Consider the following 22,215-nt stretch of genomic DNA (forward strand, 5'->3'; position numbering starts at 1 on the left):
AACATGACACAGCAGCAAAAGAAAGTCGCCGTGTTTACCGGGACGAGAGCAGAGTACGGGCTGCTTTACTGGCTTCTAAAGGATATTCAAGATGATCCTGAGTTGAAACTTCAGCTTTTGGTGTCTGGTATGCACCTTTCGCCAGAGTTTGGCGAAACTTATCATCAAATAGAGCAAGATGGCTTTGTCATTGATGAAAAAATTGAGATTCTACTTTCATCCGATTCGGCAGTTGGGACCGCGAAAAGTATGGGACTAGGAGTACTTGGCTTTGCTGATGCCCTTTCAAGACTGCAACCTGATGTATTGGTCATTTTAGGCGACCGATTTGAAGCTCTTGCCGCAGCACAAACGGCAATGATACTGCGTATCCCTATTGTTCACTTGCACGGTGGGGAGATCACTGAAGGAGCGTATGATGATGCAATACGCCATGCCATTACCAAATTAAGCTATTTGCATGCTACGTCCACAGAGGATTACAGGCAGCGTGTTATTCAGTTAGGTGAGTCGCCCGACCGAGTAAAAAATGTGGGTGCTATCGGTCTAGACCACCTAAAACGCGCAACGTTTATGACGGTAGATGAGCTTGCTAAGTCACTTGCCTTTAACCTAACTCAACCATTTTTTGTGGTTACATATCACCCCGTGACCTTAGGTGATGAGAAGCCTGAGGCAAGCTTTCAAGCGCTTTTAGGCGCATTAGATGAATTTCCCAATCATCAAGTAATCCTTACTTATCCGAATGCTGATGATGGAGGACGATGTATTATCCCTATTTTGGAACAATATGCTCAAGCTAACCCACAACGTGTATTAGCTATTCCATCTCTTGGGCAAGTACGTTACTTGAGTGCGGTAAAGCATGCAGCTGCTGTGATTGGTAATTCTTCGAGTGGGATTATCGAAGTGCCTGCTTTTGATGTACCTACCGTTAATATTGGTTCAAGACAAAAAGGGCGTTTGGCCGCCAAGAGTGTCCTAAATTGTAAGCCTAATCATATAGATATTTCTGCTTCAATAAGTGCGGCTGTGCAGAGAGCTTACAAAAGCGATAGCAACGAGGTTGTCTTAAATCCTTATGGGCAAGGCGATACAAGCGGGCAGGTGATTGACATGATTAAGACTTTGCGTTTTGAGCCGAGTAAAGCCTTTTTCGACCTAGATTTTGATAATGTATAATTATCCCATTGTAGATTTAAAGACGATATAAAGAGACTCTATGACATTAATAATTGCTGAAGCTGGTGTAAATCACAATGGTGATGAGACGTTGGCATTTGAGCTAGTCAATGCGGCGCATAAAGCTGGTGCTGATATTGTTAAGTTTCAAACTTTTAAAGCTAAAAACTTAGTTACAGCTGAAGCAAAACAAGCTGAATATCAAGTAGCAAATACGCAAAAGCAAGAGTCTCAACTTGCGATGCTTAGTCGGTTAGAACTTTCTTATGATGTTCATCACCAACTAGTAGAGCATTGTCAGTCAATCGGTATTGAGTTTCTATCGACAGCTTTTGACTCTGAGAGTCTAGATTTCCTTGTTAACGATTTGAATCTCACCCGATTAAAAATACCGTCGGGCGAGATTACTAACGCCCCTCTAGTTTTAGAACATGCACGTACAGGTTGTGATCTCATTGTTTCTACAGGAATGGCTACACTCTCGGAAATAGAAGCTGTTTTGGGAGTGATTGCTTTTGGTTACACTGCTGATCAAAATGCCACGCCAAGTGAGCTAAATTTTCAAAAAGCTTATGCCTCTGAAGTGGGGCAAAAAGCCTTAAAAGCAAAAGTGACGCTACTGCATTGTACGACAGAATACCCTGCACCAATGGAAGAGATAAACCTTAAGGCTATGGATACTCTTGCTAACGCCTTTGAACTACCCGCTGGCTATTCTGACCATAGTGAAGGTATCACAATCCCAATTGCGGCTGTTGCTCGCGGAGCGGTACTAATAGAGAAACACTTTACTTTAGATAAGAATATGGAAGGGCCAGATCATAAAGCTTCGCTCGAGCCGAACGAGTTGACTGCAATGGTTTCAGCTATTCGTCAGGTGGAAGTTGCGTTAGGTGTTGGAGTGAAAAGCCCAACGGTTTCTGAGGTAAAGAACAAAGCGGTAGCTAGGAAGAGCTTGATTGCAGCGACGAACATCGCTGTAGGTGAAGTTTTTACTCAGGATAACCTGACTATAAAACGCCCTGGCACGGGCCTTTCTCCTTATAAATTTTGGGAACTACTGGATAAGCCAGCCAGTAAGGCTTATCAAGCAGGAGATTTAATCTTTGAATAAAAAGAGCTTGAAGCCTCTCGTCATTATTGGTGGAGGTGGTCACGCTAGTGTACTAGTGGATGTACTTCTACAGCAGCAAAGAGAGATCTTGGCGGTTATTTGCCCGGATGAGCTGAGTGAGCGCGGCATTTTTAACGAGCTACCCCATTTTCGCAAAGACGAAGATGTCTTTAGGTTTGATTGTAACGAAGTTTTGCTAGTCAATGGCATTGGTGCTCTCCCCAAATCGGGCTTAAGAAGCAAGCTAACTCAGTTTTATACAGCGAGTGGGTACCAGTTCGAAACAGTGATTGCCTCTTCTGCTCAAGTATCTCCTTTTGCGGAAGTTCATATGGGGGGGCAAATTCTTTCCAGTGCCATTATTCAAGCCGGAGCCAGAATTGGTCGCCATACAATAGTGAATACTGGCGTTATAGTTGAGCATGACTGTGATATTGGATCTTTTAACCATTTGGCCCCTCGTTCAACACTGTGTGGTCAAGTTCTGACTGGCGATAATGTTTATATTGGAGCTGGGGCTACGGTGATTCAAAACGTCCGAATAGATACAAACTCTATTGTAGGTGCTGGAGCGACAATCACTCAAAATGTGCCAATGGATACGATCTGTTACCCATATAGGGTAACAATGAAAAGTTTTAAATGATTTAGAAAATAGGTTAAGCATGAGTCATTGTTGGAAAAATGTTTTAATTAAGCCAACCAGTTCATTACTTGATGCGTTAGAAATTATAAACAATGAAGCGTTGAGAGTTGTGCTAGTTGTTGACGATAATGACCATCTTTTGGGGGTCGTTACGGATGGTGATATTCGTCGTGGGTTGCTTAAAAACTTGCCTTTGACTGCTGATGTAGCGCAAGTGATGAACACTAACCCATTGACGGCTAATATTAACACCCCTCGTGAAGAGTTAATTTCAGCAATGGAGAGCCGTAGCGTTCTTTCTATTCCATTGATAAAAAACGGAAAAGTGGTTGGTTTAGAAACTTTGCACGGTGCGCTACGCCAACCAACCTATCAAAATCCCGTTTTTCTCATGGCTGGTGGTTTCGGGACTCGGTTGAAACCTCTGACTGATACATGTCCTAAGCCAATGCTCAAAATTGGTGGTAAGCCTATTTTAGAAACGGTTATTCGAAGCTTCATTAAGGCTGGTTTTGTTAATTTCTATATTTCTACTCATTACATGCCGGAGCAGATTGAGCAGTATTTTGGTGATGGCTCTAAGCTCGGGGTAAATATCACCTACGTTTATGAAGAGTCTCCGTTAGGTACTGGCGGTGCTTTGGGTTTGCTACCTAAGGACTTACCAGCAGACCTGCCATTAATAATGATGAATGGCGATGTCTTAACGAAAGTTGATTTTCAGAGACTTCTGGAGTTCCATACAGAAAATCAAGCTGATGCAACGATGTGTGTCCGTGAATATGATTATCAGATCCCGTATGGTGTCATCAATGGCGATGGCAATAGAATTATCAGCATGGTAGAAAAACCAATCCAACGTTTTTTTGTTAATGCCGGAATATACGTTGTATCTCCGAGAGTCATCCAATCCGTACCGAAAAATCATCATATTGATATGCCGACTTTACTTGAGCAACATATGAATGAACGTGAAAATGTACTCATGTTTCCAATTCACGAGTACTGGCTTGACATTGGTAGAATGGATGATTTTAATCGCGCTCAAGCAGATATTCATACGTTAGGTGTACTGTAGTGATCGATGGTAAAAAAGTAATTGCGCTCATTCCTGCTCGTGGGGGTAGTAAGCGCTTGCCTAGAAAAAATGTGTTACCGCTAAACGGTAAACCTTTAATTGCTTGGTCTATTGATGCTGCGAATAATTGCCCATACATCGACAAAGTCTTGGTGAGTACTGATGATCAAGAAATCGCAGATATTGCATTACAATTCGGGGCTGAAGTTCCTGAATTGCGGCCGGAACATTTGGCTTCTGATACAGCGAAAACAGAAAGTGTGTTGATTTACACGCTTGAAAAGTTTGGTAAAGGTGATGAGATACTTGTCTTGTTACAACCGACATCCCCTTTACGCACCACTCAGCACATTAATGAAGCTTTGGAGTTGTTCATAGAAAAGCAAGCTTTGTCAGTGGTTTCTGTTACACCATGTGAGCACTCCCCGCTATGGTCGAACACGCTTCCGGAAGATGGTTCGATGGGGGGATTTTTGAGGCCAGAAGCACTTAATCGTTCACAAGACCTCGGAGAGTTTTACCGACTAAATGGAGCGATATACATTTTTGATGCCAGAGATCTGCTGGAACAAAAAAAAATTCATTATACCGCTAAGTCATACGCCTATGTCATGGATAACCGAGTCTCTTTTGATATCGATCAGAAGTTGGATTTTGAATTGGCTGAGTTTTTTATGGGCAAAACGAACTGATATATAATGCCTTGTTACAAGGCATTATATTACTTAATGGTTCAAATTTTCTTATTTCAGGTTTTTGTCTGTTTTCCATTGAGTAAGGAAATCGTGTAGATCCTGTGCAAGTAAATCAACTTGTATATTATCATTGACCTCTTTTAGGTTCAGTACAGAGGTTGAGTTCAAAGTATAAAGATGAATATTTTTATCATCTGGAGAAATAAGAACTTCAGCTGGTATAAATTTATCTAGAACCAAACAAGAAAAGTGCTTAGTATAATCTGTACATTCGCGAGGATGTGGCTTTATTACTGTAATGTTATATTTCTCAGCAATTTCTTTGTACAGCTCTATTTTTCCATCTTCCGTCACCAGATCGCTGATAGGTTGAGTAAATAAAATGTTTTTTCCACTAAGAGACTCGAAGCTGTGCGTTAGGATCATCTGCAAACTAAAATTTCTGGTGTAGTCCAACATATCAACAACATCGAAGACTTTTGTTTTGCTTTGTAATTGAGAGTCTACAAGTTCTGGTTTTGATAAATAGATGCTAGTTATTTTATTTCCATAGCCCAAAGGAGAGACAACTCTGCCTTTTAAAGCGCGTTTTACTCTTTTTTTGAATGGTATTGGGCCATTATAGTTTCCAGCACCATCTTCTAGAACTGAGCCATGAGATAAATCGAATAGAAACGCATAGGTTAGGTGATCGTGACCAAAAAACTTTTTCTTTTTAATTAGAGTTGTAATGTCATATTGTAGAAGTCCCATTTTGTAAAGAAAAGAGTCCCAATTTTTGTTGAGCTTAGTGTTAACAATGACTACGTTATCTAACTTACTATTCGCTAACAGAGCCTGGAAGTCAATATGGCTAACGAACAGTGTATTATGGCCCCCTTTATTAATATATAAGTATAAAAAAAGTGCGAAAATTGAGTTTACGTAACATACGTTCTCATAATTAGATTGAATTCTCTTATACGTAATGATGTTTTTCATTATTTTTTCTCAAAGATTATTGTTACTATTTTATTCACAACATTTGTATAATTAGCGATGAAATTTGCACTATGCAAACTTATAGAGTTTGTACTTAATGAAAAGTGATTATCTATCAAGTTACTGAGTTCGTTAACTTTTGTAATGATATTGCAGAACGAATGTTTTTTAAGAAGATTAACAATTTCTGTAAAATTGTAATAACTTGGTCCGGTGATTACAGGTACTCCCAGAGCTGCTGGCTCTAACACATTGTGTCCACCGACTTTATCTCCGATTAGACTGCCACCCATAAAGCAGATGTCTGCTGCACCCATCAAAGTTAGCATCTCACCCATAGTATCGCCGAGATATACTTGAGTATTTGTCTCTACTGCATGCGTTGACGTACGACGCACAGTGTTAAAGCCTTGCTGTTGGCAAAGCGTGAATACATCATCAAATCGCTCTGGATGGCGAGGAACCAAAACGAGTAAAGCATTTGGATGAGATTTTAAAACTTGTCTATGTGCATCTAATACCTGTTCGTCCTCGCCTTTGTGGGTGCTAGCGGCAATCCAAATCGGACGATCGTCTCCAAGCTGGGCTCGAAGCTGCTGTCCTTGCTGTTTCACTTGCTCTGATATTTGAATATCGAACTTAATAGAACCGGTAACGGATAGTTTCTTTTTCTCGACGCCTAAGCGTTCAAAGCGCTCTGCATCTGAAGCTGTTTGGCAGAGTACTTGAGTTAGGCATGGATGAAGTTGGTTAAAAAGCCGCTGTATTTTGGCGTAGTTCTTACACGATTTTTCAGATAGGCGCGCATTCACGACAGTTATAGGGATACCCGCTTTGTGAACATTGTGAAGCGTGTTTGGCCACAGCTCAGTCTCAATGATCAACATCTGTTTTGGTTGCACTGCTTTAAGAAAACCTTTGATAGCGAACCCAAAGTCAATTGGCATATAGCGGTGTTCAACTAAATCACCCAACTTAGCAATCTGTTCAGCTCCGGTACTTGTTGTTGTAGTAACTAGAATAGATTGTTCGGGGTTTTGTTCCTTAAGGGCTTTGATTAAAGGTGTTGCTGCTATGCTTTCACCAACAGATACGGCATGTATCCAAATAGGTTTGTCGTTGCTTTTTAGCTTGGGAGTTATGCCAAAGTGCTCTTTCCAGCGAGAGCCGAACTTAGGCTTATTTGGTTTGCTCTTGTACAAACCAAATAAAAGCAGCGGTGACGCTAGAGCGAGTAGTAAGGTATAAACAATACGAACTAACATGAGCTTATCGTAATGGCGTCAAGTTTTTGGATACTATCTAGCACTTGCTTAGGCGAAAGTTCTGTCAAGCACTTAAGGTGTTTGTATTGACATTCACGCTGGAAACAAGGGCGACAATCAATATCGGTATGAACAATCTCCACTTTTTCTGCGAGTGGGGGGGTGTACTTCGGTGAAGTTGAGCCATACACGGCAACAACATTACAACCAACCGCAGCAGCCACATGCATTAAGCCTGAGTCATTCGCGACAACAGTCTTGCATGCAGCAAGTAGATCGACCGCTTCAATTAAGCTGGTTTGGCCGGCTAGAACATGAATGTTCTCATGGAATTGCGTCGGGACAAGTGCGCGGATATTGTTACAAGTCTCTAAGTCTTTTTGAGAACCAAACAACCAGATTTGATGCCCAGATCGAGCCATTTGCGTCGCAACTTCAGCGTAGTGTGTTTCGGGCCATTTTTTGGCAGGACCAAACTCTGCTCCTGGGCACAGTCCAATGATTGGTTGGTCTTGCGTTAAGTTGAACTTTTTGAGCGTGGCTTGTTGCTCAGCCGCGTTGATTGCAAGGCGTGGGCGGGGCAAGATTTCAAGCCCGCCAAGGGAGTTGGAGTCCACCATCTCTGCTTTTGGATAAGCTAATGCTACATAGCGTTCTACCATGTATTGAAAAGACTTCATGTTGGGGCGTAAGTCATTCAATAAACCATAGCGCATTTCTCCCTTCCAGCCAGTACGAAGAGGAATGTTGGCAAACCATGGAATCAGTGCTGATTTCGCTGATTTAGGCAAGATATAGGCGTGGTCATATTGCTTTTCACGTAATGATTTACCAATTTCCCTGCGGCCTAATAAGTTAAATTCACCATGACCGATAGGCATTTCAATCGCTTGGTGGATTTCTGGCATACGCTCAAGAATCGGTTTACACCATCCTGGAGCGATAACTTCAATTTGGCTATCTGGATGACGTTGCTTTAATACGATATATAACGATTGCGACATTACCATATCGCCGACCCACGCAGGGCCAATAATTAAAATCTTTTTCATTTATTTACTTGCCAATCAGTATCATATCTAGGCTTAAAGATATTGTAATAGTTATTGCCGTCTTCTTGAGAGTGCAGCAACTGCAGTACCCACATATATTGTTCGGGTTTATCACCGACAAAATATTCAATGGCTTCATTACAGGTACGAGCGTCTTGCTCTTCGCCTTTGTCTAAGTCAAATGCAGGCAAAATTTCGATATCGAATGTTCCATCTTCGGTGTTCATTGAAGCGAACAGAGGTAATACTTTGGAACGTGATAGTTTAGCAATTTTACCCAATCCAGGGAGCGTTGCTTTACGGGTGGCGAAAAAGTCGACAAACACACTATGTTCTGGGCCGTGATCTTGATCGGGTAGATAATACCCTACATAGCCATCTCGAATGGATTTCAGAAAAGGCTTAATGCCACCTGAGCGTTCATAAACACGACCACCGTATTGAACTCTTTGCTTGTGCATCAGCCAGTCAGCAACATCATTCTTTTGTTTCTTCGCCATTGCAGAAACTGGCATTCCCATTGAAGCGAGCAAGGTAGCAGGCACATCAATTGCCCAAGAGTGGGGAACCATTAAAATCACATTTTCGTTGTTATCAATGTGCTGTCGTAAAATGTCTAGGCCGCGAATTTGGCAACGGCTCTGAAGCCATTTTGGTGAGCGTAAACTTAGTAACCCGAAGCGAAAAAAGAACATGGCTGCTGTGTAGAGTGTTTTTTCTATTAAAGCTTCACGTTCTTGGAACGACTTTTCCGGAAAACACAGCTCAAAGTTAACCCTCGCTCGGTGAGCAGGGCCTTTGTGGGATTTAGATAGTTTTTTGGCTACGGTTTTCGCCAACCACTTTTGTAAACCCAGTGGCATTAATGATAAAGGTAAAAATAAGATAACACCTAACCACGTGCCCCAGTACTTAGGCGACAGGAAGTGGCGCTTAAACTCAGGGTTATATGCTTTAGGGTCGAAGTCATCACGTTTTATGGTCATGGCGTGTCTAGTTACCTATTCGTGTACTGGCGAAGTGGTTTAAATGAGAAAAAAGATATTAAGGAATGATACAGGCTATTACACTTGAGTAAAGGTGGCAGGTTATGGTTCTGCCACCTTGTGGTGCTTAACGGTTTTGGATAGTTAAGTATTCGGCAACGCCTTCTGCAACCGTCTTGAATTCAACATCACAGCCTGCGGTGCGCAGTTTGGTTAGATCCGCCTGTGTGAATTCTTGGTAAGCGCCTTTTAGGTGCTCAGGGAATGGGATGGTTTCAATTTGGCCTTTGCCATGATGTTTGATAACTGCTTTTGCTACCTCTTCAAAAGATTCAGCACGGCCAGTACCACAGTTAAAAATGCCTGATACGCCGTTTTCTAAGAACCACAGGTTTACTTTACAGACATCACCAACGTAAACGAAGTCGCGTTTGAATGATTCGCTGCCCGCGAACAATTTAGGATTTTCACCTGCGTTAAGTTGGTTGTTTAGGTGGAACGCAACTGATGCCATGCTACCTTTGTGGTCTTCACGTGGGCCATATACGTTGAAGTAGCGGAAGCCGGTGATTTGAGAAAGGGTCTCACCATGTTCTTCAGCGTCTTGCCATAGGCGACGAACGTAGTTATCAAACTGCTGTTTCGAGTAACCGTATACATTCAGTGCGCCTTCGTATTCGCGTTCTTCAACGAAAGTATCTGTATCGCCGTAAGTGGCTGCTGAAGAAGCGTATAGGAATGGAATCTCGCGATCTAAACAGTAATGAAGCAGCTCTTTAGAGTACTCGTAGTTGTTTAGCATCATGTACTTACCGTCCCACTCAGTCGTTGCAGAACAAGCACCTTCGTGGAAAATTGCCTCAATCGGACCAAAATCATCGCCCGCCATAATTTGGGTCAGAAAGTCGTCACGATCCATGTAATCTGTGATGTCCAGATCAACTAAGTTCTTAAACTTTTTGCCATTTTTTAGGTTGTCGACAACCAGGATATCGTTAATACCAGCTTCGTTTAGTGCTTTAACAATGTTGCTGCCGATCATGCCAGCGCCACCAGTTACGATGATCATAGAACTTCCACCATAGATTAAAATTTTCTCAGGAATTCTAGCAAGAAACGAAAAGTAGCGCTATTGGAAGCAGGAAGATAGGTTTTAGTCTTCTATGACTCAGTATCTATATATGAAAAAGGGAGCCGCAGCTCCCTTGATTATTTTATTATTCCACATCCGAACGGTTAGGTCTTTGGTACCAAGGATTTCGTTCGTCGGTTAACTCAATTAAGCTGTATTTACGGCCGAGCTTCTGCCCTCCGTCACGAGTAAGAGGCTGCCAACTAAAGTTCGCACGATTGTTACTTGGCTTAACGGTCATGATGTCAAACGGAATCGACAAGTAGAAACCTTTGGTAAAGCTACCTTCACCAAATTCATCTGCAGACAAGTCTGTAAATGAGGCAAAGGCGCCAGCAATTACGCCACTCTTGAACTGCTTAGAAATATTGATTTGTGTACCAACATCGCCAGCTAAGAACTGCCCGACATCAACTTGGATCATCAAATCTTGTAGGAATTCCCATTGAGGGTAGTAGTAACCAGATACAAAACCAGTGAAGCCTTTATCAATAACTTGGAACGGACGTCCATATTCTGGTACGTTTTGCCATTTCTCATCGTAAACACCGAAGTAACTTTGTGGATCACGTTGAGAAATTACGTTGACGTCAGCGCCAATCGCCCAGTTAGCTCCTTGTGGTCGGTAAAGAAACTCGGTACCGACTCCAGCAAACATGCTCTCCAGATAACCCGCGTAGAATTGCTGATCCATGGTATTGGAATACTCTTGGAACCAAGTCAATTGTAGGTTTGACATGGTTACAGCATGTTCATTTTGGTAAGCGCGGAACATGGTGCGAACACGAGGAACGGTAGTGCCATCAGGTGGAGTGACATAGATAAACTTATCGTAGTTGTTATACCAATCCCAGTATAACGAACCGCCAATTTCAAGGTTGTCCGTTAGCCAGTATGAGGCATTACCGCTTAGCCCTACACTAAAGAGATAGAAATCTTCAGCGTTTCCAAGAGTTTGAACAAGTTTAGGTGCAAAGCCCCAATCAAAACGTTCAAAACCATCATAGACAGATTCTCCCGTTGGCTTAGTAGTAGCCCTTGAGATTGCATCTTCTATTTTCGGATTGATGTAATTAACTTGGGCAAAGTCGCGATATTTCTCTTTGGAAATAGTCGTTTGTTCGCCGACTAAGCCTCGGCTGCGTTCATTGATCGCATAGGTATCAATATCGTCAGGCATTTCATTGTGAAGTACAGCCGCAGCTTTTTCGTGTGCCTCTGTACGGTCACGATATTTCTTCTGCTCACCAACGACAGTTACTGTATTGTCATCAACATAAATACGCGTGTTTTGGTAACCAGCAATTTTGTCTAAATCTTCTGTTACACGTTCCCAATCAACATCAGACAGTTCTTCAGGCTGGCTATCTTCGATTTCTGGTGTTGGTGTGTCTCGCCAGAATGATGGCATGTCATTGAAATTAGTGTTTAGCGTTAAGCCCGCGACCAACGTGTCTCCGCGTTCATAACTTAAACGAAAATCGGCCATGCCTAGACGGTAGAGCACACCAAAGTTCCATGGTGTGTGGGGAGTCATGTCTACTTTCGTTTTCGCCCAAGAGGAGTTAACCGGAAAGTCTTCACTATAATCATTACTGTCATATTCCAGCTTAAAGCGAAGGGGGGCGTGTAAGGTTTGGTATTCAATACCACCAAACAATGCTGCTGGGCCTTTAAACATACGTTCAAAATCCACGCTGCCACCATTATTTTTAAAATCGGACGGGCGTTCGCAGTATCTGTCTGATACTTTACAGACCGGGTTGGAAATGTTGTCTCGAGTACCTAAGTACCCCCAGCCCATACCAAGAGTAAAATCAAAAGTGCCTAAGTTTGGGTTTGAGTAACGTTTGGTTGCTGCAATAAATTCTGCATCAAATAAGCCAGTGCCTGCAAAGTCACGGATGCCGAAAGACAACTCAGGTAAGTATTTGGATTCTTCTAATAGGCGAACTTTAAAGTCGATGCCTTTATCTGTGTAATCACTGTCACCTGAAAAGCTTGGTTGGTCACTGTAAAGAACGTCGTGAACGATAGTATAGCGTAAAGTAGTTTCTAACCAAGGCATAAGTTGCAGAGTTACATTGTAAAAAAGGTACTCATCACTGCCTGTGACAGAAAAGTTGAATTCCCCTTCTGGAGCCATACGTCCGGTTGGCATCTGCATTAAGCCAATACCACCAAAGTCTGATTGAGACGGCTGTAAAGCAGGAGCCTCAAAGGGCATGTCTTGAGCCCAAACCAATGCTGGGCCCATTAAAGAAAGGGTTAAGCTTTTTCTAATTGGCATCATTGTGGTCTCTTTGTGGAATTTGGTATCAGTTGAGTGAGTAGTCGGACAATATCTTGGTCCATTTCGGAGTATTCAAGATCACCAAACGGGACATATACCAATGTCAGAGGTGGTAAATAATATTGTGTTGTTAACCAAGCTCCGTGATGCGGTTTAACTACATGACCATCTGGGTAGATCAACACTGGCGGCGTTGATAACGTACCAATGTTACTTTTCAAGTTCTCTATTTGTCTCTGCAAAGGGATGCCTGCCTGGTCCTTAACGGAATACACGCTATTTAGGTTTCCCAAGTAATACACTTTTTCTTCGCGTAGAGGGCTTGCTAGAAGGACATTGCCATGCAAAAGCGGATTGTCAAATTTGTTTAGTCGAATTTTATCAACATCGATCGCAGATAGTAAGCGTGGTGCAAAGTTTTGCTTCTGAATAAATTTGTAGAATGGATGTGCAATCAAATTGTGTTGAATCATTTGATTGAGTACCGAGTTCTTTAGAGCGGTAGAGGTTTTCTCGGCACGATCCGATTTGTCAAACAAAGTCGTACCAAGAGAGTATTGCAGAGAGGCGCTTTGCTCCTTAGCAAGTGCTAACACACTTTCTAAACGAGCTGAACCTTGGAATTGTAGCTGTTTGCCTACCTCCTGCAACTCAACATTTAACGGCTGTATAGTAGAGGCTTCTGTTTGAGCGAAGCCATGTGTGCTCAAAAGCGGCATGACCAAACTGAATAATGTAAGTAGTCGCTTGCTCATGATTTGCTATACCCTTTTAAAATGGTTAACTCAACCGGAATCATCTTCGGTCCTAAGTATTGTAAGGTTTTGACAACCTGACCTTTTTCATTAACCCAATAAAGGTTTTCGACCGATTGAGAAAGGCTACTAAACTCAACGACTTCTTTATATATACTGGTCATCGCGCTAGAAATTGGTGTCGTTAACGTTTCTTTACCTGCATAAAAACGGTTCACATTTGCTAGAAAACCATAACGATACTGTTTTGCCCAATCATATGAGAGTGTGTAGCTCATGGAGGCTGAATCTGAAGAAAAAGCTGGCACGTCACCATAAACACCCGCTAAGTCCCCATTTTGTAGACCTATCGTTTTGACGATATGCCCATTCTCCGTAACGATCATAGCTTTGTCAGCGCTTACCCACTTCAGCTGTATTTTTCCATTGAGAGGGTTTCGTTCTGCAAAAGCTAAAACAACAAAGACCTGTTTTTGACTCCCAAGTTTTAAATAGGCGCTGGCATAAGGAACTGCATTTATTTCTTCTGGGGTCATCTCTATATCGATGTAGTTACCGTAGGCTTCTTGGACTGTGGCTGATACATCATTGAACTTTTGTGTACAACCAAAGAGTAAGGCGAATAGCGGAAGAGTGAGAAGTGGGCGTATCCATTTAGACGTTCGGAAGATATTCATTATTCCCTCTTACAAATAAAATCGCCCTGAGTCATTCAGGGCGATTATCTTCTATCTACAAAACGAAATTAGTTTGTAGAAGTAGAAGTTGAAGTAGATGTTGAAGTAGATGTTGAGTCACTATCTGACGCTGCAACTGCTACTACAGTTACTGCTGCTGCCGCACCTACTGCTACAGCTGTTGTGCCTGTTGCAGAGGCAGAAGCTGCGCCTGCTGAACCTGCTTCTTCTGCTGCAAATGCAGTTGATGCGCTTAGAGCCATAAGAATAGCTAGAGCTGTATTCTTCATTATTAATCCTTGTATATCCGGTATAAAAACATCGATGTTTGGTAGCATAAAAAATGCTCCAAATTATATTCTAGATAAAAAAGCCTTAGCATGTAAATAGTTTCTTATTTTGCTATGGCTTACGATCTCATTTCTAACACCAGCGTGACATTGTGCGGTTATCTTGCTCCCTTGCTTGCTGATAAACTATCAAGAGTGCATAATTTGTCGGCCTATTTCATTCAGAACTAGAGGTTTGGAGTCAATAGGTCGTTTTACTTACACCATCATATAGAAAGCGATACAGTGGCTCACGCTCAACGCCTCGGGGCGGTAGCGTGCCAATTCTTCAGTATTTAATGGTCTGCATAGCACTCTTAACTTTGCTTTGGCAGCCCATATTGTTACCAGTACTAGGAACTTTTACGTGATAAAAAAGCAGCATTGTTTGGGAATACTTAGTGCACTGGGTTTGAGCCTGAGTTCTTTTTCAGCGTCAGCCGATTTTTATGCTGGTGCGTTAGTGAGCTACTCAAATGCAGAATTGAAAAGCTCGTCTTCTGAGTCCGTGAAAGAGGGAAGCCCTTTTCTTCTTAGTGCGCAAGCAGGGTACTTCTTTAATGACTACATAGGTCTCGAAGGACGTTATGGGACATCAGCTCAACGTGACAGTGGTCTTGCCGTTGATAGCGTGTTGAGCGGTTTTGTTAAGTTAAATATACCAGTTTCAGAGCGAGTTGCACTTTATGGTTTAGCTGGGTATTCAAGCGTTCAGCTTGATCTACAAAATGTAGGTTCTCACAAAGAACAAGGATTTAGTTTTGGGTTAGGTATGCACTACGCTTTAAATAACCAAAGCGCGGTGATATTTGAGTTCGTTGATAACGTCTCTGAAGACCAAGTTCGCCTTAACTCGATTACACTGGGTTTTCAGCACCGATTTTAATTTAAATACCTAGAGCTCAAACTTGGGGCTAGGGTCTTTTATTCAATTATTATAGTGACATACCATGTTTAAAGGATATTTCTCTATTGCCGCTTTTATATTGGCAAGTACGTTTGCGTCTTATTCGATGGCACAAACACCTACTCCAGAACAAGTAAAAATGTTTCAAAATCTACCCGCCAACCAACAAAAAGCCTTGGCGAGTAAATATGGTTTCTCCATTCCTTCTAGTTCATCTTCAAACAAGTCTCCTTACGAAAACCCGCAAGTCATCAAACCTAGAGCAGAATCTAGTGGCGCTGTATCTTCCAATATCGAAGAGCAATGGCTCAAAAAAGGTGAGCAGGCAGAGCTCAAACGCTTTGGTTTAGATCTTTTTGCTGGTTCTCCAAGCACGTTTGCTCCGATCAGTGATGTTCCTGTACCGGCAAATTACACTGTGGGGGCTGGTGATGAAATCATTGTGCAGTTGTTTGGTAAGGAGAACGAGACACATCGCTTACGTGTAAATCGCGCAGGCACAATCAACTTCCCTTCACTTGGGCCAGTAAATGTTGCTGGCATGTACTTTTCTGATGTTCGAGACTCTCTTACGCAACGTGTAAAAGAACAAATGATTGGTGTGCGCAGTGATATCTCATTGGGTGAATTGCGCACCATGCAAGTGTTTGTCATGGGTGATGCATATAAACCAGGAGCCTACACGGTTAGCGCATTGACGACAATTTCACAAGCTATCTATTACAGCGGCGGCTTTGGTGAAAGTGGGGCGCTGCGAGATATTCAGCTAAAGCGTGATGGGAAAATTATTCGTAAGTTGGATATGTATGACTTGTTACTGAAAGGTGATTCAAGTAATGACGTGCGCTTACTACCGGATGATGTTGTTTTAATTGGTTCTGTTAACGATACAGTGTCTATAGAAGGCGAGATCAACCGTCCGGCAATTTATGAAGTCAAGGCCGGTGAAACTTACCAACAACTTGTTCAGATGGCAGGTGGTTTTACTGCGAATGCTCATGTCGAGCAGTTGGAGATAAAACGCTACGCTTCACATGGCGCTCGTGAGGCTTTGACGCTTGATTTCAATAAAACGCAAGATCGACAGAGTAAAGTTAAAAATGGCGACGCCATCAAGATCTTGAAAAAAAGCGAAGAGCTTACTCGTTACGTGCAGATAGAGGGGGATGTTCATCATCCTGGCTATGTGGAATGGCACAATGGCCTTCGTGTTGCCGATCTTTTCAAATCTGTTGACTCAGCTTTTAATTCTACAGCTGATGTTAACTATGCTGTTGTGGTAAGAGAGGTTAATCCACAGCGTGATATTGAAGTGTTCCAACTAAGTTTAGCCAACGCAATTCTATCACCAGGTAGTCAAGACAACCTCCAGTTACAATCACGAGATCGTATATTGGTTTTCAACCGCTTTAATAACGAAGACTTGGATACATTGGCAACACAAGAGGCTGTTTCAAAAGCAAAAACATTAGAGCAAGCGCAAGAGCAAGCTGAGCTGGAACAACAGAAAGAGCAAGAAGTGATGAGCTCTTCTGTTGCCGTGTCGCATTCAGCAAAAGGTACGCTGGACAACCAGAACACTACAGGGCAGACGAAACCAGCTAAAATCATTTTCCGTGGTAAAGAGATTACAGAGGAAGACTTTGAAAAGCTGAAGCAAAATACTCGTCGCACTTTACTTGCCCCAGTGTTGTTACAACTTCAGCAACAGTCTCGTTTGGGGCTGGCCCCTCAAATTGCTGAAGTCTTTGGTGAAGTGAAGCACCCAGGACGTTACCCGATCACTCCAAGAATGACGGTATCAACGCTTATTGAAGCAGCTGGTGGCTTGACTTACAACGCATTCACAATTAATGCAGAACTAGCGCGAACCGCGATTAATAGTGCGGATGAGCGTGCGTATATTGATGTTGAACGTATTGATTTGCGTAAAGCAATCCAAGGCAGTGCTTCGGACGATGCAATTATCGTAGGCAGAGATCGCTTGAACATCCTAGAAAAGCCAAATGTGAAGCTACAAAGTACAGTCACTTTACAGGGTGAAGTTCGGTTCCCTGGCACCTATACTGTTCGCCAAGGTGAAACCTTAAGTGAGTTATTGGACCGAGCGGGCGGCCTAACCGAATTTGCTCACCCTCAAGGAGCAATATTTACGCGTGAAGCATTGCGCTTACAAGAGCAGAAACTGTTGAATCAATATGCAGCGGATATGCGTAAAGAAACCGCGAAGAAAACGTTCCGAGCAGATAGCAATATAGGTTCTGTAATTTCAGACCCAGAAAAAACGTTAGCATTTGTAGAGGAGGCTAGTCGCAGCAAAGCACTTGGCCGTATGGTGGTACAGTTAAATCGTATCTTAAAGGGTGAGCGTTCAGCAGATTTTATGTTAGAAGACGGTGACTTCCTCTTTGTACCGACCTTCCGCAATACTGTTTCAATCATGGGTGAAGTTCAGGTTCCAATTACCTACTTGTTGGATAACAAACTCGATGTCAATGATTACCTGAATAAAGCGGGCGGCGCTAAGAAGCAAGCCGATGAAGACCGTATCTTCGTAGTTCGTGCAGATGGTTCGGTTTACAAGCCTTCCTCTGGCTATTGGTTTGGAAATAACAAAGAAGGGTTAAAAGCTGGTGACACCATTGTTGTGCCAATTGATACCGATTACCGTGACGCTCTGAGCACATGGACAGCGGCAACACAGATCCTCTATCAAACAGGTGTAGCAATCAATGCATTGAAGTAATAAACTTGGCTAATACTTGAGCAATTCAGTGGGGAGTGCATTTCTCCTGCTGAATTGCGCAAATAAATAGCAAATGCTTTTACTTTTCAGCGTTATCCTAAAGCTTTCAATGATAAATACAGCTATTGAACTGACGGTTTAATAGCTGTATTCATATTTAGCTTTCAGTCTTTAGCTATTATCACTCATGCATTTTTATCTGTTCTTCTTCGATGTTATTAATAAATTGATTGGATAGAAGAACAAGGTTTTTATAGTGAAATTGACGCTAATAATCTTAAGTGCTATAAAATCGACCAATGTGACCTTTCCCCACCAAAAGAACATCGTGTGAATCCATCCAAATCAACCCACATCCCTATTATAGGCAACCTGCCTTTGCTGCGAACTATGCTTAAAAAATTTAACTCGGAACAGGGACGTAATGCTCTGAGCCTAATGCTGGAAAAAGTCCTGCTTTTGGGACTTGGCTTCCTGTTTACTATGCTGTTAGCACGCAGTTGGAGCCCCGAAGTTTTAGGTGAGTTTCAATATTTGATCGCCTTAGTTGCGTTGCTCGCGCCTTTTTCAGCATTAGGCTTGAACTCATTAGTTAGTCGTGAGCTGGTGCTAAAAAGAGATGGAACAGGGCAAATATTGGGGACTGCTCTAACTTTACGCGTGATGGGGGCTGCAATTTCAGGCCTTTTTATGGCTATAGTGGGTTTGTTTCTTGTTTCTCCTGAGCATCAGATGGCTTTCTTTATTCTGCTCGGAGCGCAATTGGCACATGGGTTTTCTGTTTTCGATTTTTACTTTGAATCCAGAGTTCAATCATGGGTATCTGCGTTACTACGTACCTGCAATGGCTTTCTGTTTATGGGGCTTAAACTTGGTTGGATATGGTGGCAGGGTAGCCTGACTGGCGTATTAATGATTACCGCTGTCGAGTGGCTGATTTTGGCCATTGGTTGGTTCCTAGTATTCCGCTTAACAGAGAAAAAGTTCTTTAAGTTGAGTTTTTGCTTCGAGCAAGCCAAAGCTTTGCTGAGTCGGGCAGGTTGGTTGGTATTGTCAGGCATTGCGGCCGTAGTCTACTTGAAGATTGATATCGTTATGCTCGGTTCTTTGGCAAGCAAAGCTGAAGTCGCAGGGTATAGCCTTGCCGCACGCTTATCTGAGGTTTGGTATATATTCCCTGGTATTCTCGCGGCAACTTGGTTTCCTTCACTAATTAAAGCTCACAAAGAGGATCACCCGGCTTACCTAAAACGATTACAGAAGCTTTGCGACCTGTTAGCTTGGTGTGCTATTGCTATCGCTATAATCATGACGCTAATTGCTAAACCTCTTATGGGGTTAGTGTTTGGTGATATCTATTATGAGGCTGGCGGTATATTGCAGATCCATATTTGGGCTGCGGTATTCATTTTCATGCGAGCCTTGTTCAGTAAGTGGATCTTGGTCGAAGATATCACTAAGTACTCACTTATCACCCACGGAGCAGGGGCTATTATGAACCTTGTTCTGAACTTATGGTGGATTCCGCTGTGGGGAGGTCAGGGGGCTGCGATGGCCACGCTAGTGTCTTATGCTACCGCGTCTTTCTTTGCGCTGCTTCCTTTCCGGAAGACTCGTCCATTTGCTGTATTGATGGCAAAATCTCTAATACTGCCAATTAGGGTAATGTTTGAGCGAGCTCGATAATAAGCGGCTTGGTTCTTTACATTGCTTATGCTGCCTAGCTATTGAAAGGGTGTTACCTGTAAAGATAAAAATATACGGGTAACAACTCTTTCATTCACATTATGCATATTAAACATCTCTCTCTCATAAGAGCATAGCATCACGTATTTGCTCCATATTTAAGCAGAATAGATTGCTGTTTTTTGCTATACTCTCGCGCTGATCTAGAACTTCCTGTCTCTCTACTTGTTAGGGAATTAGATTCAGGTGCTTTGGTAAATTATGAGCTTTTTGTAATAAAACAGCGCATAAACCAACAGCGAGAACGTTGCAATAAACGTAACGAAAGTACACTGGAAGGTATGATTTTGGCGTGCAGAATATTGCCGGGACGTTTTGTCGCCTATATGTACCTATTACTGATTAAAATACCATAGCGGGCCTGCCCGTCGTTCAGGAAGCCAACACTCAGAAGCTTGAATTATGAACAACCAAATCCAACCCAATTACAAGGACGCACAGTTTCCTCCCATGGATCGCCAAAACGAATTTGATTTGCGAGAGCTATTTTCTGCGATATGGCAAGGAAAATGGCTGATTATTGCGATTACAACTGTATTCGCTGTCGGGGCCGTTATTTTTGCATTGACTCGTCCAAACATCTACACCTCTGAAGCTCTTTTAGCTCCTGCTGAAAGTGACAATGGTGCAAATGGGTTGGCTGCATTGGCTGGGCAGTTTGGTGGACTGGCTAGCATGGCAGGTATCAACCTAGGCAGTAGTAACAATGATAAAACGCAGTTAGCGATTGAGGTCATGAAATCGAGACGCTTCATCGGCGATTTTATTCTTAATCATGACATTCTTCCGGATCTTATGGCGGCAGAAAGCTGGGATATGACTTCGGATTCAATTATTTATGATCCTGCCATCTATCACCCAGATACAAAGGAGTGGGTTCGTGATGTTCCAGCTCCATTTAAACCCAAGCCTTCTGTTCAGGAAGCTTATAAGAAGTTTCGTGAAATCTTTATTGTTAGCAATGCCAAAGAGACAGGAATGGTGACCGTCTCTGTTGAGCACTTATCCCCAACTGTCGCTCAGCAGTGGGTAGTATGGCTAGTTGCGGACATCAATAAAGTGATGAAGCAGCGTGACGTAGAGGAAGCCAAACGCGGACAAGCTTTTCTTGAACAGCAATTAAATCAGACCAATGTCGCTGATATGCGTACGGTGCTTTATCAATTGATGGAGCAGGCTCAGAAAACCATCATGTTTGCCAATGTCCGTGAAGAATACGTATTCACAACAGTTGACCCTGCTGTTGTACCAGAAGAGCGCTCATCACCTAAACGTGCACTTATCTGTGTCTTGGGTACAATTCTTGGTGGGATGCTTGGGGTGATGATCGTTCTGTTAAGATACTCTTTCCGTAAGGAGCCTGAATAGTAGGCTCTAAATTTTTGACTTCACTTTGCTTTATAAGCGCACCGCTAAATGGCGGTGTTAACGTTATGTTGATTTCAGAAAGAACAAGCTGAAGTTTTGATGTATATCTCCGTTGATATTAATTTAGATTACGCTCTTTGAGCATTTGATTTAGGGCTGTTAAGGCCACTAGGCTAGTAATAGAAAATATGAAATCAATTTTAAAAAAAATCATTCCAAGTTCTCTGCGTACTGCGCTGCGTGGCATGCAGGATAGCATTGATAGAAGCTTGCTTTGGAGTTGCTCTCGTAGTCGTTTGACTTCCAGTATTTACTATATGTTGTTTAATCGTAGCTTCGGGCGCGAGCATCAGTCTGTATTGCAGGGACGAATCCAGTACCGCGCATCTCTAGAAAATATAGAGAACTCATGTGTCCTGCTACGTCGCAATATTCACCGCCTCGAGAAAGGCTTGATTATGCGCCCTCGACGCCCTGTTTTTGGTAAAGCGTTTATCGGTGAAACCGTTGATACTTATGCTCTGGCTATTCAGCAACAAGCTCTAAGTAGTGATGAACAACAGTGGTGTACTCATGTTTTACAACAGTACTTTGACGTTGTGGCGGAAGATACAGTTGTTGACCAAGCTAAAGCGAAGTTTAACGACATTACGATTCCTCAATGTACTCAAGCTGAGTCTGTAAAGAAGGTTCCTTATTTAAGAAAAGATCTGACAACAAGTGATATCGATTTTGAACAGTTGTCTGTCTTATTTAATCAGCGCCGTTCAGTGCGTTGGTACGAAGATAAAGAGATCGACCTTTCTGCAATTGAAAAAGCTATCAATATTGCGACTCAGGCTCCTTCTGCCTGTAATCGCCAGCCATTTAAACTGCATGTTGTGACCAATAAAGAGAAAGTTCTCAAGGTTGCAGAATGTGCCATGGGCACAGCAGGCTTTGCACATAATTTACCGGCGATCATTGCGGTGGTTGGTGATTTGTCAGCTTATCCATTTGAACGAGATCGCCATGTGATTTATATCGATGGCTCACTGTTTACTATGCAGTTTATGTTAGCGCTAGAAACTCTTGGGCTTTCAACGTGCCCTATCAACTGGCCTGATATTGAAGCTCGTGAAAAAATGTTAGATGCAGAGTTGGGGCTGAATAAGTACGAAAGAACCATTATGTTACTGTCGGTTGGCTACGCTGACCCAGAAGGGGGTATCCCATACTCCCAGAAAAAAGATAGCTCAATTTTGATGAAGGTAGTTGATTAAT

19 protein-coding genes are annotated in these 22,215 nt (G+C 42.5%); 10 read left to right on the plus strand and 9 right to left on the minus strand.

Annotation, left to right across the window (positions count from 1 at the left end; genetic code table 11):
* Nucleotides 1-3 precede the first annotated feature (3 nt).
* The 5 genes from neuC to MTR11_RS01805 are packed head-to-tail and all read left to right on the plus strand — an operon-like array spanning nt 4 to nt 4,712.
* Nucleotides 4-1,182 carry a UDP-N-acetylglucosamine 2-epimerase gene (neuC, locus tag MTR11_RS01785; RefSeq protein WP_243326938.1) on the plus strand — a complete coding sequence of 393 codons (1,179 nt, stop codon included), beginning with the start codon at nt 4-6 and terminating at the stop codon, nt 1,180-1,182.
* Nucleotides 1,183-1,222: 40 nt separating this feature from the next.
* Nucleotides 1,223-2,296 carry an N-acetylneuraminate synthase gene (gene neuB / locus MTR11_RS01790; RefSeq protein ID WP_182033356.1) on the plus strand — a complete coding sequence of 358 codons (1,074 nt, stop codon included), beginning with the start codon at nt 1,223-1,225 and terminating at the stop codon, nt 2,294-2,296.
* Nucleotides 2,289-2,942: an acetyltransferase gene (locus MTR11_RS01795; protein ID WP_167427005.1), complete on the plus strand. Its 654-nt coding sequence runs from the start codon at nt 2,289-2,291 to the stop codon at nt 2,940-2,942. Before neuB ends, MTR11_RS01795 begins: the two co-directional genes overlap by 8 nt.
* 19 nt (nt 2,943-2,961) lie before the next feature.
* Nucleotides 2,962-4,020, plus strand: a complete 1,059-nt coding sequence (locus MTR11_RS01800) for a nucleotidyltransferase family protein (RefSeq protein WP_243326939.1) — start codon at nt 2,962-2,964, stop codon at nt 4,018-4,020.
* The gene (locus MTR11_RS01805; RefSeq protein ID WP_006742512.1) at nt 4,020-4,712 is read left to right on the plus strand and encodes a cytidylyltransferase domain-containing protein; all 693 of its coding nucleotides are present in this window, start codon (nt 4,020-4,022) and stop codon (nt 4,710-4,712) included. The genes MTR11_RS01800 and MTR11_RS01805 overlap by 1 nt, the downstream gene beginning before the upstream one ends.
* Nucleotides 4,713-4,763: 51 nt before the next feature.
* Here the strand turns inward: MTR11_RS01805 and MTR11_RS01810 are convergent, their stop codons facing one another.
* The 9 genes from MTR11_RS01810 to MTR11_RS01850 all read right to left on the minus strand — a co-directional run bounded on the left by MTR11_RS01810 (nt 4,764) and on the right by MTR11_RS01850 (nt 14,146).
* Entirely contained in the window at nt 4,764-5,696 is a 933-nt protein-coding gene (locus MTR11_RS01810; RefSeq protein ID WP_167427004.1) for a glycosyltransferase family 52, read from the minus strand.
* Nucleotides 5,696-6,961, minus strand: coding sequence for a lipid IV(A) 3-deoxy-D-manno-octulosonic acid transferase (gene waaA / locus MTR11_RS01815; protein ID WP_047732773.1), 1,266 nt, complete (start codon nt 6,959-6,961; stop codon nt 5,696-5,698). The genes MTR11_RS01810 and waaA overlap by 1 nt, the downstream gene beginning before the upstream one ends.
* On the minus strand, nt 6,955-8,013 hold the full coding sequence (gene waaF / locus MTR11_RS01820; protein WP_047732770.1) for a lipopolysaccharide heptosyltransferase II: 1,059 nt from the start codon (nt 8,011-8,013) through the stop codon (nt 6,955-6,957). Before waaF ends, waaA begins: the two co-directional genes overlap by 7 nt.
* On the minus strand, nt 8,010-8,999 hold the full coding sequence (gene lpxM / locus MTR11_RS01825; protein ID WP_047732767.1) for a lauroyl-Kdo(2)-lipid IV(A) myristoyltransferase: 990 nt from the start codon (nt 8,997-8,999) through the stop codon (nt 8,010-8,012). Before lpxM ends, waaF begins: the two co-directional genes overlap by 4 nt.
* Before the next feature lie 127 nt (nt 9,000-9,126).
* Nucleotides 9,127-10,068 (minus strand): ADP-glyceromanno-heptose 6-epimerase, encoded by a 942-nt coding sequence (gene rfaD, locus MTR11_RS01830; protein WP_047732764.1) that lies wholly within the window; start codon nt 10,066-10,068, stop codon nt 9,127-9,129.
* A gap of 148 nt (nt 10,069-10,216) precedes the next feature.
* On the minus strand, nt 10,217-12,424 hold the full coding sequence (locus MTR11_RS01835) for a YjbH domain-containing protein (RefSeq protein ID WP_243326940.1): 2,208 nt from the start codon (nt 12,422-12,424) through the stop codon (nt 10,217-10,219).
* Nucleotides 12,421-13,179 carry a capsule biosynthesis GfcC family protein gene (locus MTR11_RS01840; protein WP_243326941.1) on the minus strand — a complete coding sequence of 253 codons (759 nt, stop codon included), beginning with the start codon at nt 13,177-13,179 and terminating at the stop codon, nt 12,421-12,423. The genes MTR11_RS01835 and MTR11_RS01840 overlap by 4 nt, the downstream gene beginning before the upstream one ends.
* The gene (locus MTR11_RS01845) at nt 13,176-13,856 is read right to left on the minus strand and encodes a YjbF family lipoprotein (protein WP_243326942.1); all 681 of its coding nucleotides are present in this window, start codon (nt 13,854-13,856) and stop codon (nt 13,176-13,178) included. Before MTR11_RS01845 ends, MTR11_RS01840 begins: the two co-directional genes overlap by 4 nt.
* Before the next feature lie 68 nt (nt 13,857-13,924).
* The gene (locus MTR11_RS01850; RefSeq protein WP_005535462.1) at nt 13,925-14,146 is read right to left on the minus strand and encodes a hypothetical protein; all 222 of its coding nucleotides are present in this window, start codon (nt 14,144-14,146) and stop codon (nt 13,925-13,927) included.
* 406 nt (nt 14,147-14,552) lie between these two features.
* Here MTR11_RS01850 and MTR11_RS01855 point away from each other — a divergent pair, with 406 nt between their 5' ends.
* The 5 genes from MTR11_RS01855 (at nt 14,553) to MTR11_RS01875 (ending at nt 22,214) form a co-directional block, all read left to right on the plus strand.
* A complete protein-coding gene (locus MTR11_RS01855; RefSeq protein ID WP_243326943.1) occupies nt 14,553-15,071 on the plus strand; it encodes an outer membrane beta-barrel protein in 519 nt (172 codons plus the stop codon).
* Nucleotides 15,072-15,135: 64 nt separating this feature from the next.
* Nucleotides 15,136-17,838, plus strand: a complete 2,703-nt coding sequence (locus tag MTR11_RS01860) for an SLBB domain-containing protein (protein WP_243326944.1) — start codon at nt 15,136-15,138, stop codon at nt 17,836-17,838.
* Between the two features lie 390 nt (nt 17,839-18,228).
* Nucleotides 18,229-19,524, plus strand: coding sequence for a flippase (locus MTR11_RS01865; protein ID WP_140120142.1), 1,296 nt, complete (start codon nt 18,229-18,231; stop codon nt 19,522-19,524).
* A gap of 462 nt (nt 19,525-19,986) precedes the next feature.
* On the plus strand, nt 19,987-20,952 hold the full coding sequence (locus MTR11_RS01870; RefSeq protein WP_047732745.1) for a Wzz/FepE/Etk N-terminal domain-containing protein: 966 nt from the start codon (nt 19,987-19,989) through the stop codon (nt 20,950-20,952).
* 188 nt (nt 20,953-21,140) lie between these two features.
* Entirely contained in the window at nt 21,141-22,214 is a 1,074-nt protein-coding gene (locus MTR11_RS01875) for a nitroreductase family protein (RefSeq protein WP_243326945.1), read from the plus strand.
* The last annotated feature ends 1 nt before the right edge of the window (nt 22,215 follow it).

Source organism: Vibrio sp. CCB-PB317 (assembly GCF_022808245.1).
Taxonomy (GTDB): Bacteria; Pseudomonadota; Gammaproteobacteria; order Enterobacterales; family Vibrionaceae; genus Vibrio; species Vibrio diabolicus.

Bases quoted from the DNA above. Each gene is read 5' to 3' on its own strand.
- rfaD (WP_047732764.1), bottom strand. From the start codon at position 10,068: ATGATCATCGTAACTGGTGGCGCTGGCATGATCGGCAGCAACATTGTT.
- waaF (WP_047732770.1), bottom strand. From the start codon at position 8,013: ATGAAAAAGATTTTAATTATTGGCCCTGCGTGGGTCGGCGATATGGTA.
- MTR11_RS01865 (WP_140120142.1), top strand. From the start codon at position 18,229: ATGCTTAAAAAATTTAACTCGGAACAGGGACGTAATGCTCTGAGCCTA.
- lpxM (WP_047732767.1), bottom strand. From the start codon at position 8,999: ATGACCATAAAACGTGATGACTTCGACCCTAAAGCATATAACCCTGAG.
- MTR11_RS01845 (WP_243326942.1), bottom strand. From the start codon at position 13,856: ATGAATATCTTCCGAACGTCTAAATGGATACGCCCACTTCTCACTCTT.
- neuB (WP_182033356.1), top strand. From the start codon at position 1,223: ATGACATTAATAATTGCTGAAGCTGGTGTAAATCACAATGGTGATGAG.
- MTR11_RS01870 (WP_047732745.1), top strand. From the start codon at position 19,987: ATGAACAACCAAATCCAACCCAATTACAAGGACGCACAGTTTCCTCCC.
- neuC (WP_243326938.1), top strand. From the start codon at position 4: ATGACACAGCAGCAAAAGAAAGTCGCCGTGTTTACCGGGACGAGAGCA.
- MTR11_RS01850 (WP_005535462.1), bottom strand. From the start codon at position 14,146: ATGAAGAATACAGCTCTAGCTATTCTTATGGCTCTAAGCGCATCAACT.
- MTR11_RS01800 (WP_243326939.1), top strand. From the start codon at position 2,962: ATGAGTCATTGTTGGAAAAATGTTTTAATTAAGCCAACCAGTTCATTA.
- MTR11_RS01860 (WP_243326944.1), top strand. From the start codon at position 15,136: ATGTTTAAAGGATATTTCTCTATTGCCGCTTTTATATTGGCAAGTACG.
- MTR11_RS01875 (WP_243326945.1), top strand. From the start codon at position 21,141: ATGAAATCAATTTTAAAAAAAATCATTCCAAGTTCTCTGCGTACTGCG.
- MTR11_RS01840 (WP_243326941.1), bottom strand. From the start codon at position 13,179: ATGAGCAAGCGACTACTTACATTATTCAGTTTGGTCATGCCGCTTTTG.
- MTR11_RS01835 (WP_243326940.1), bottom strand. From the start codon at position 12,424: ATGATGCCAATTAGAAAAAGCTTAACCCTTTCTTTAATGGGCCCAGCA.
- waaA (WP_047732773.1), bottom strand. From the start codon at position 6,961: ATGTTAGTTCGTATTGTTTATACCTTACTACTCGCTCTAGCGTCACCG.
- MTR11_RS01810 (WP_167427004.1), bottom strand. From the start codon at position 5,696: ATGAAAAACATCATTACGTATAAGAGAATTCAATCTAATTATGAGAAC.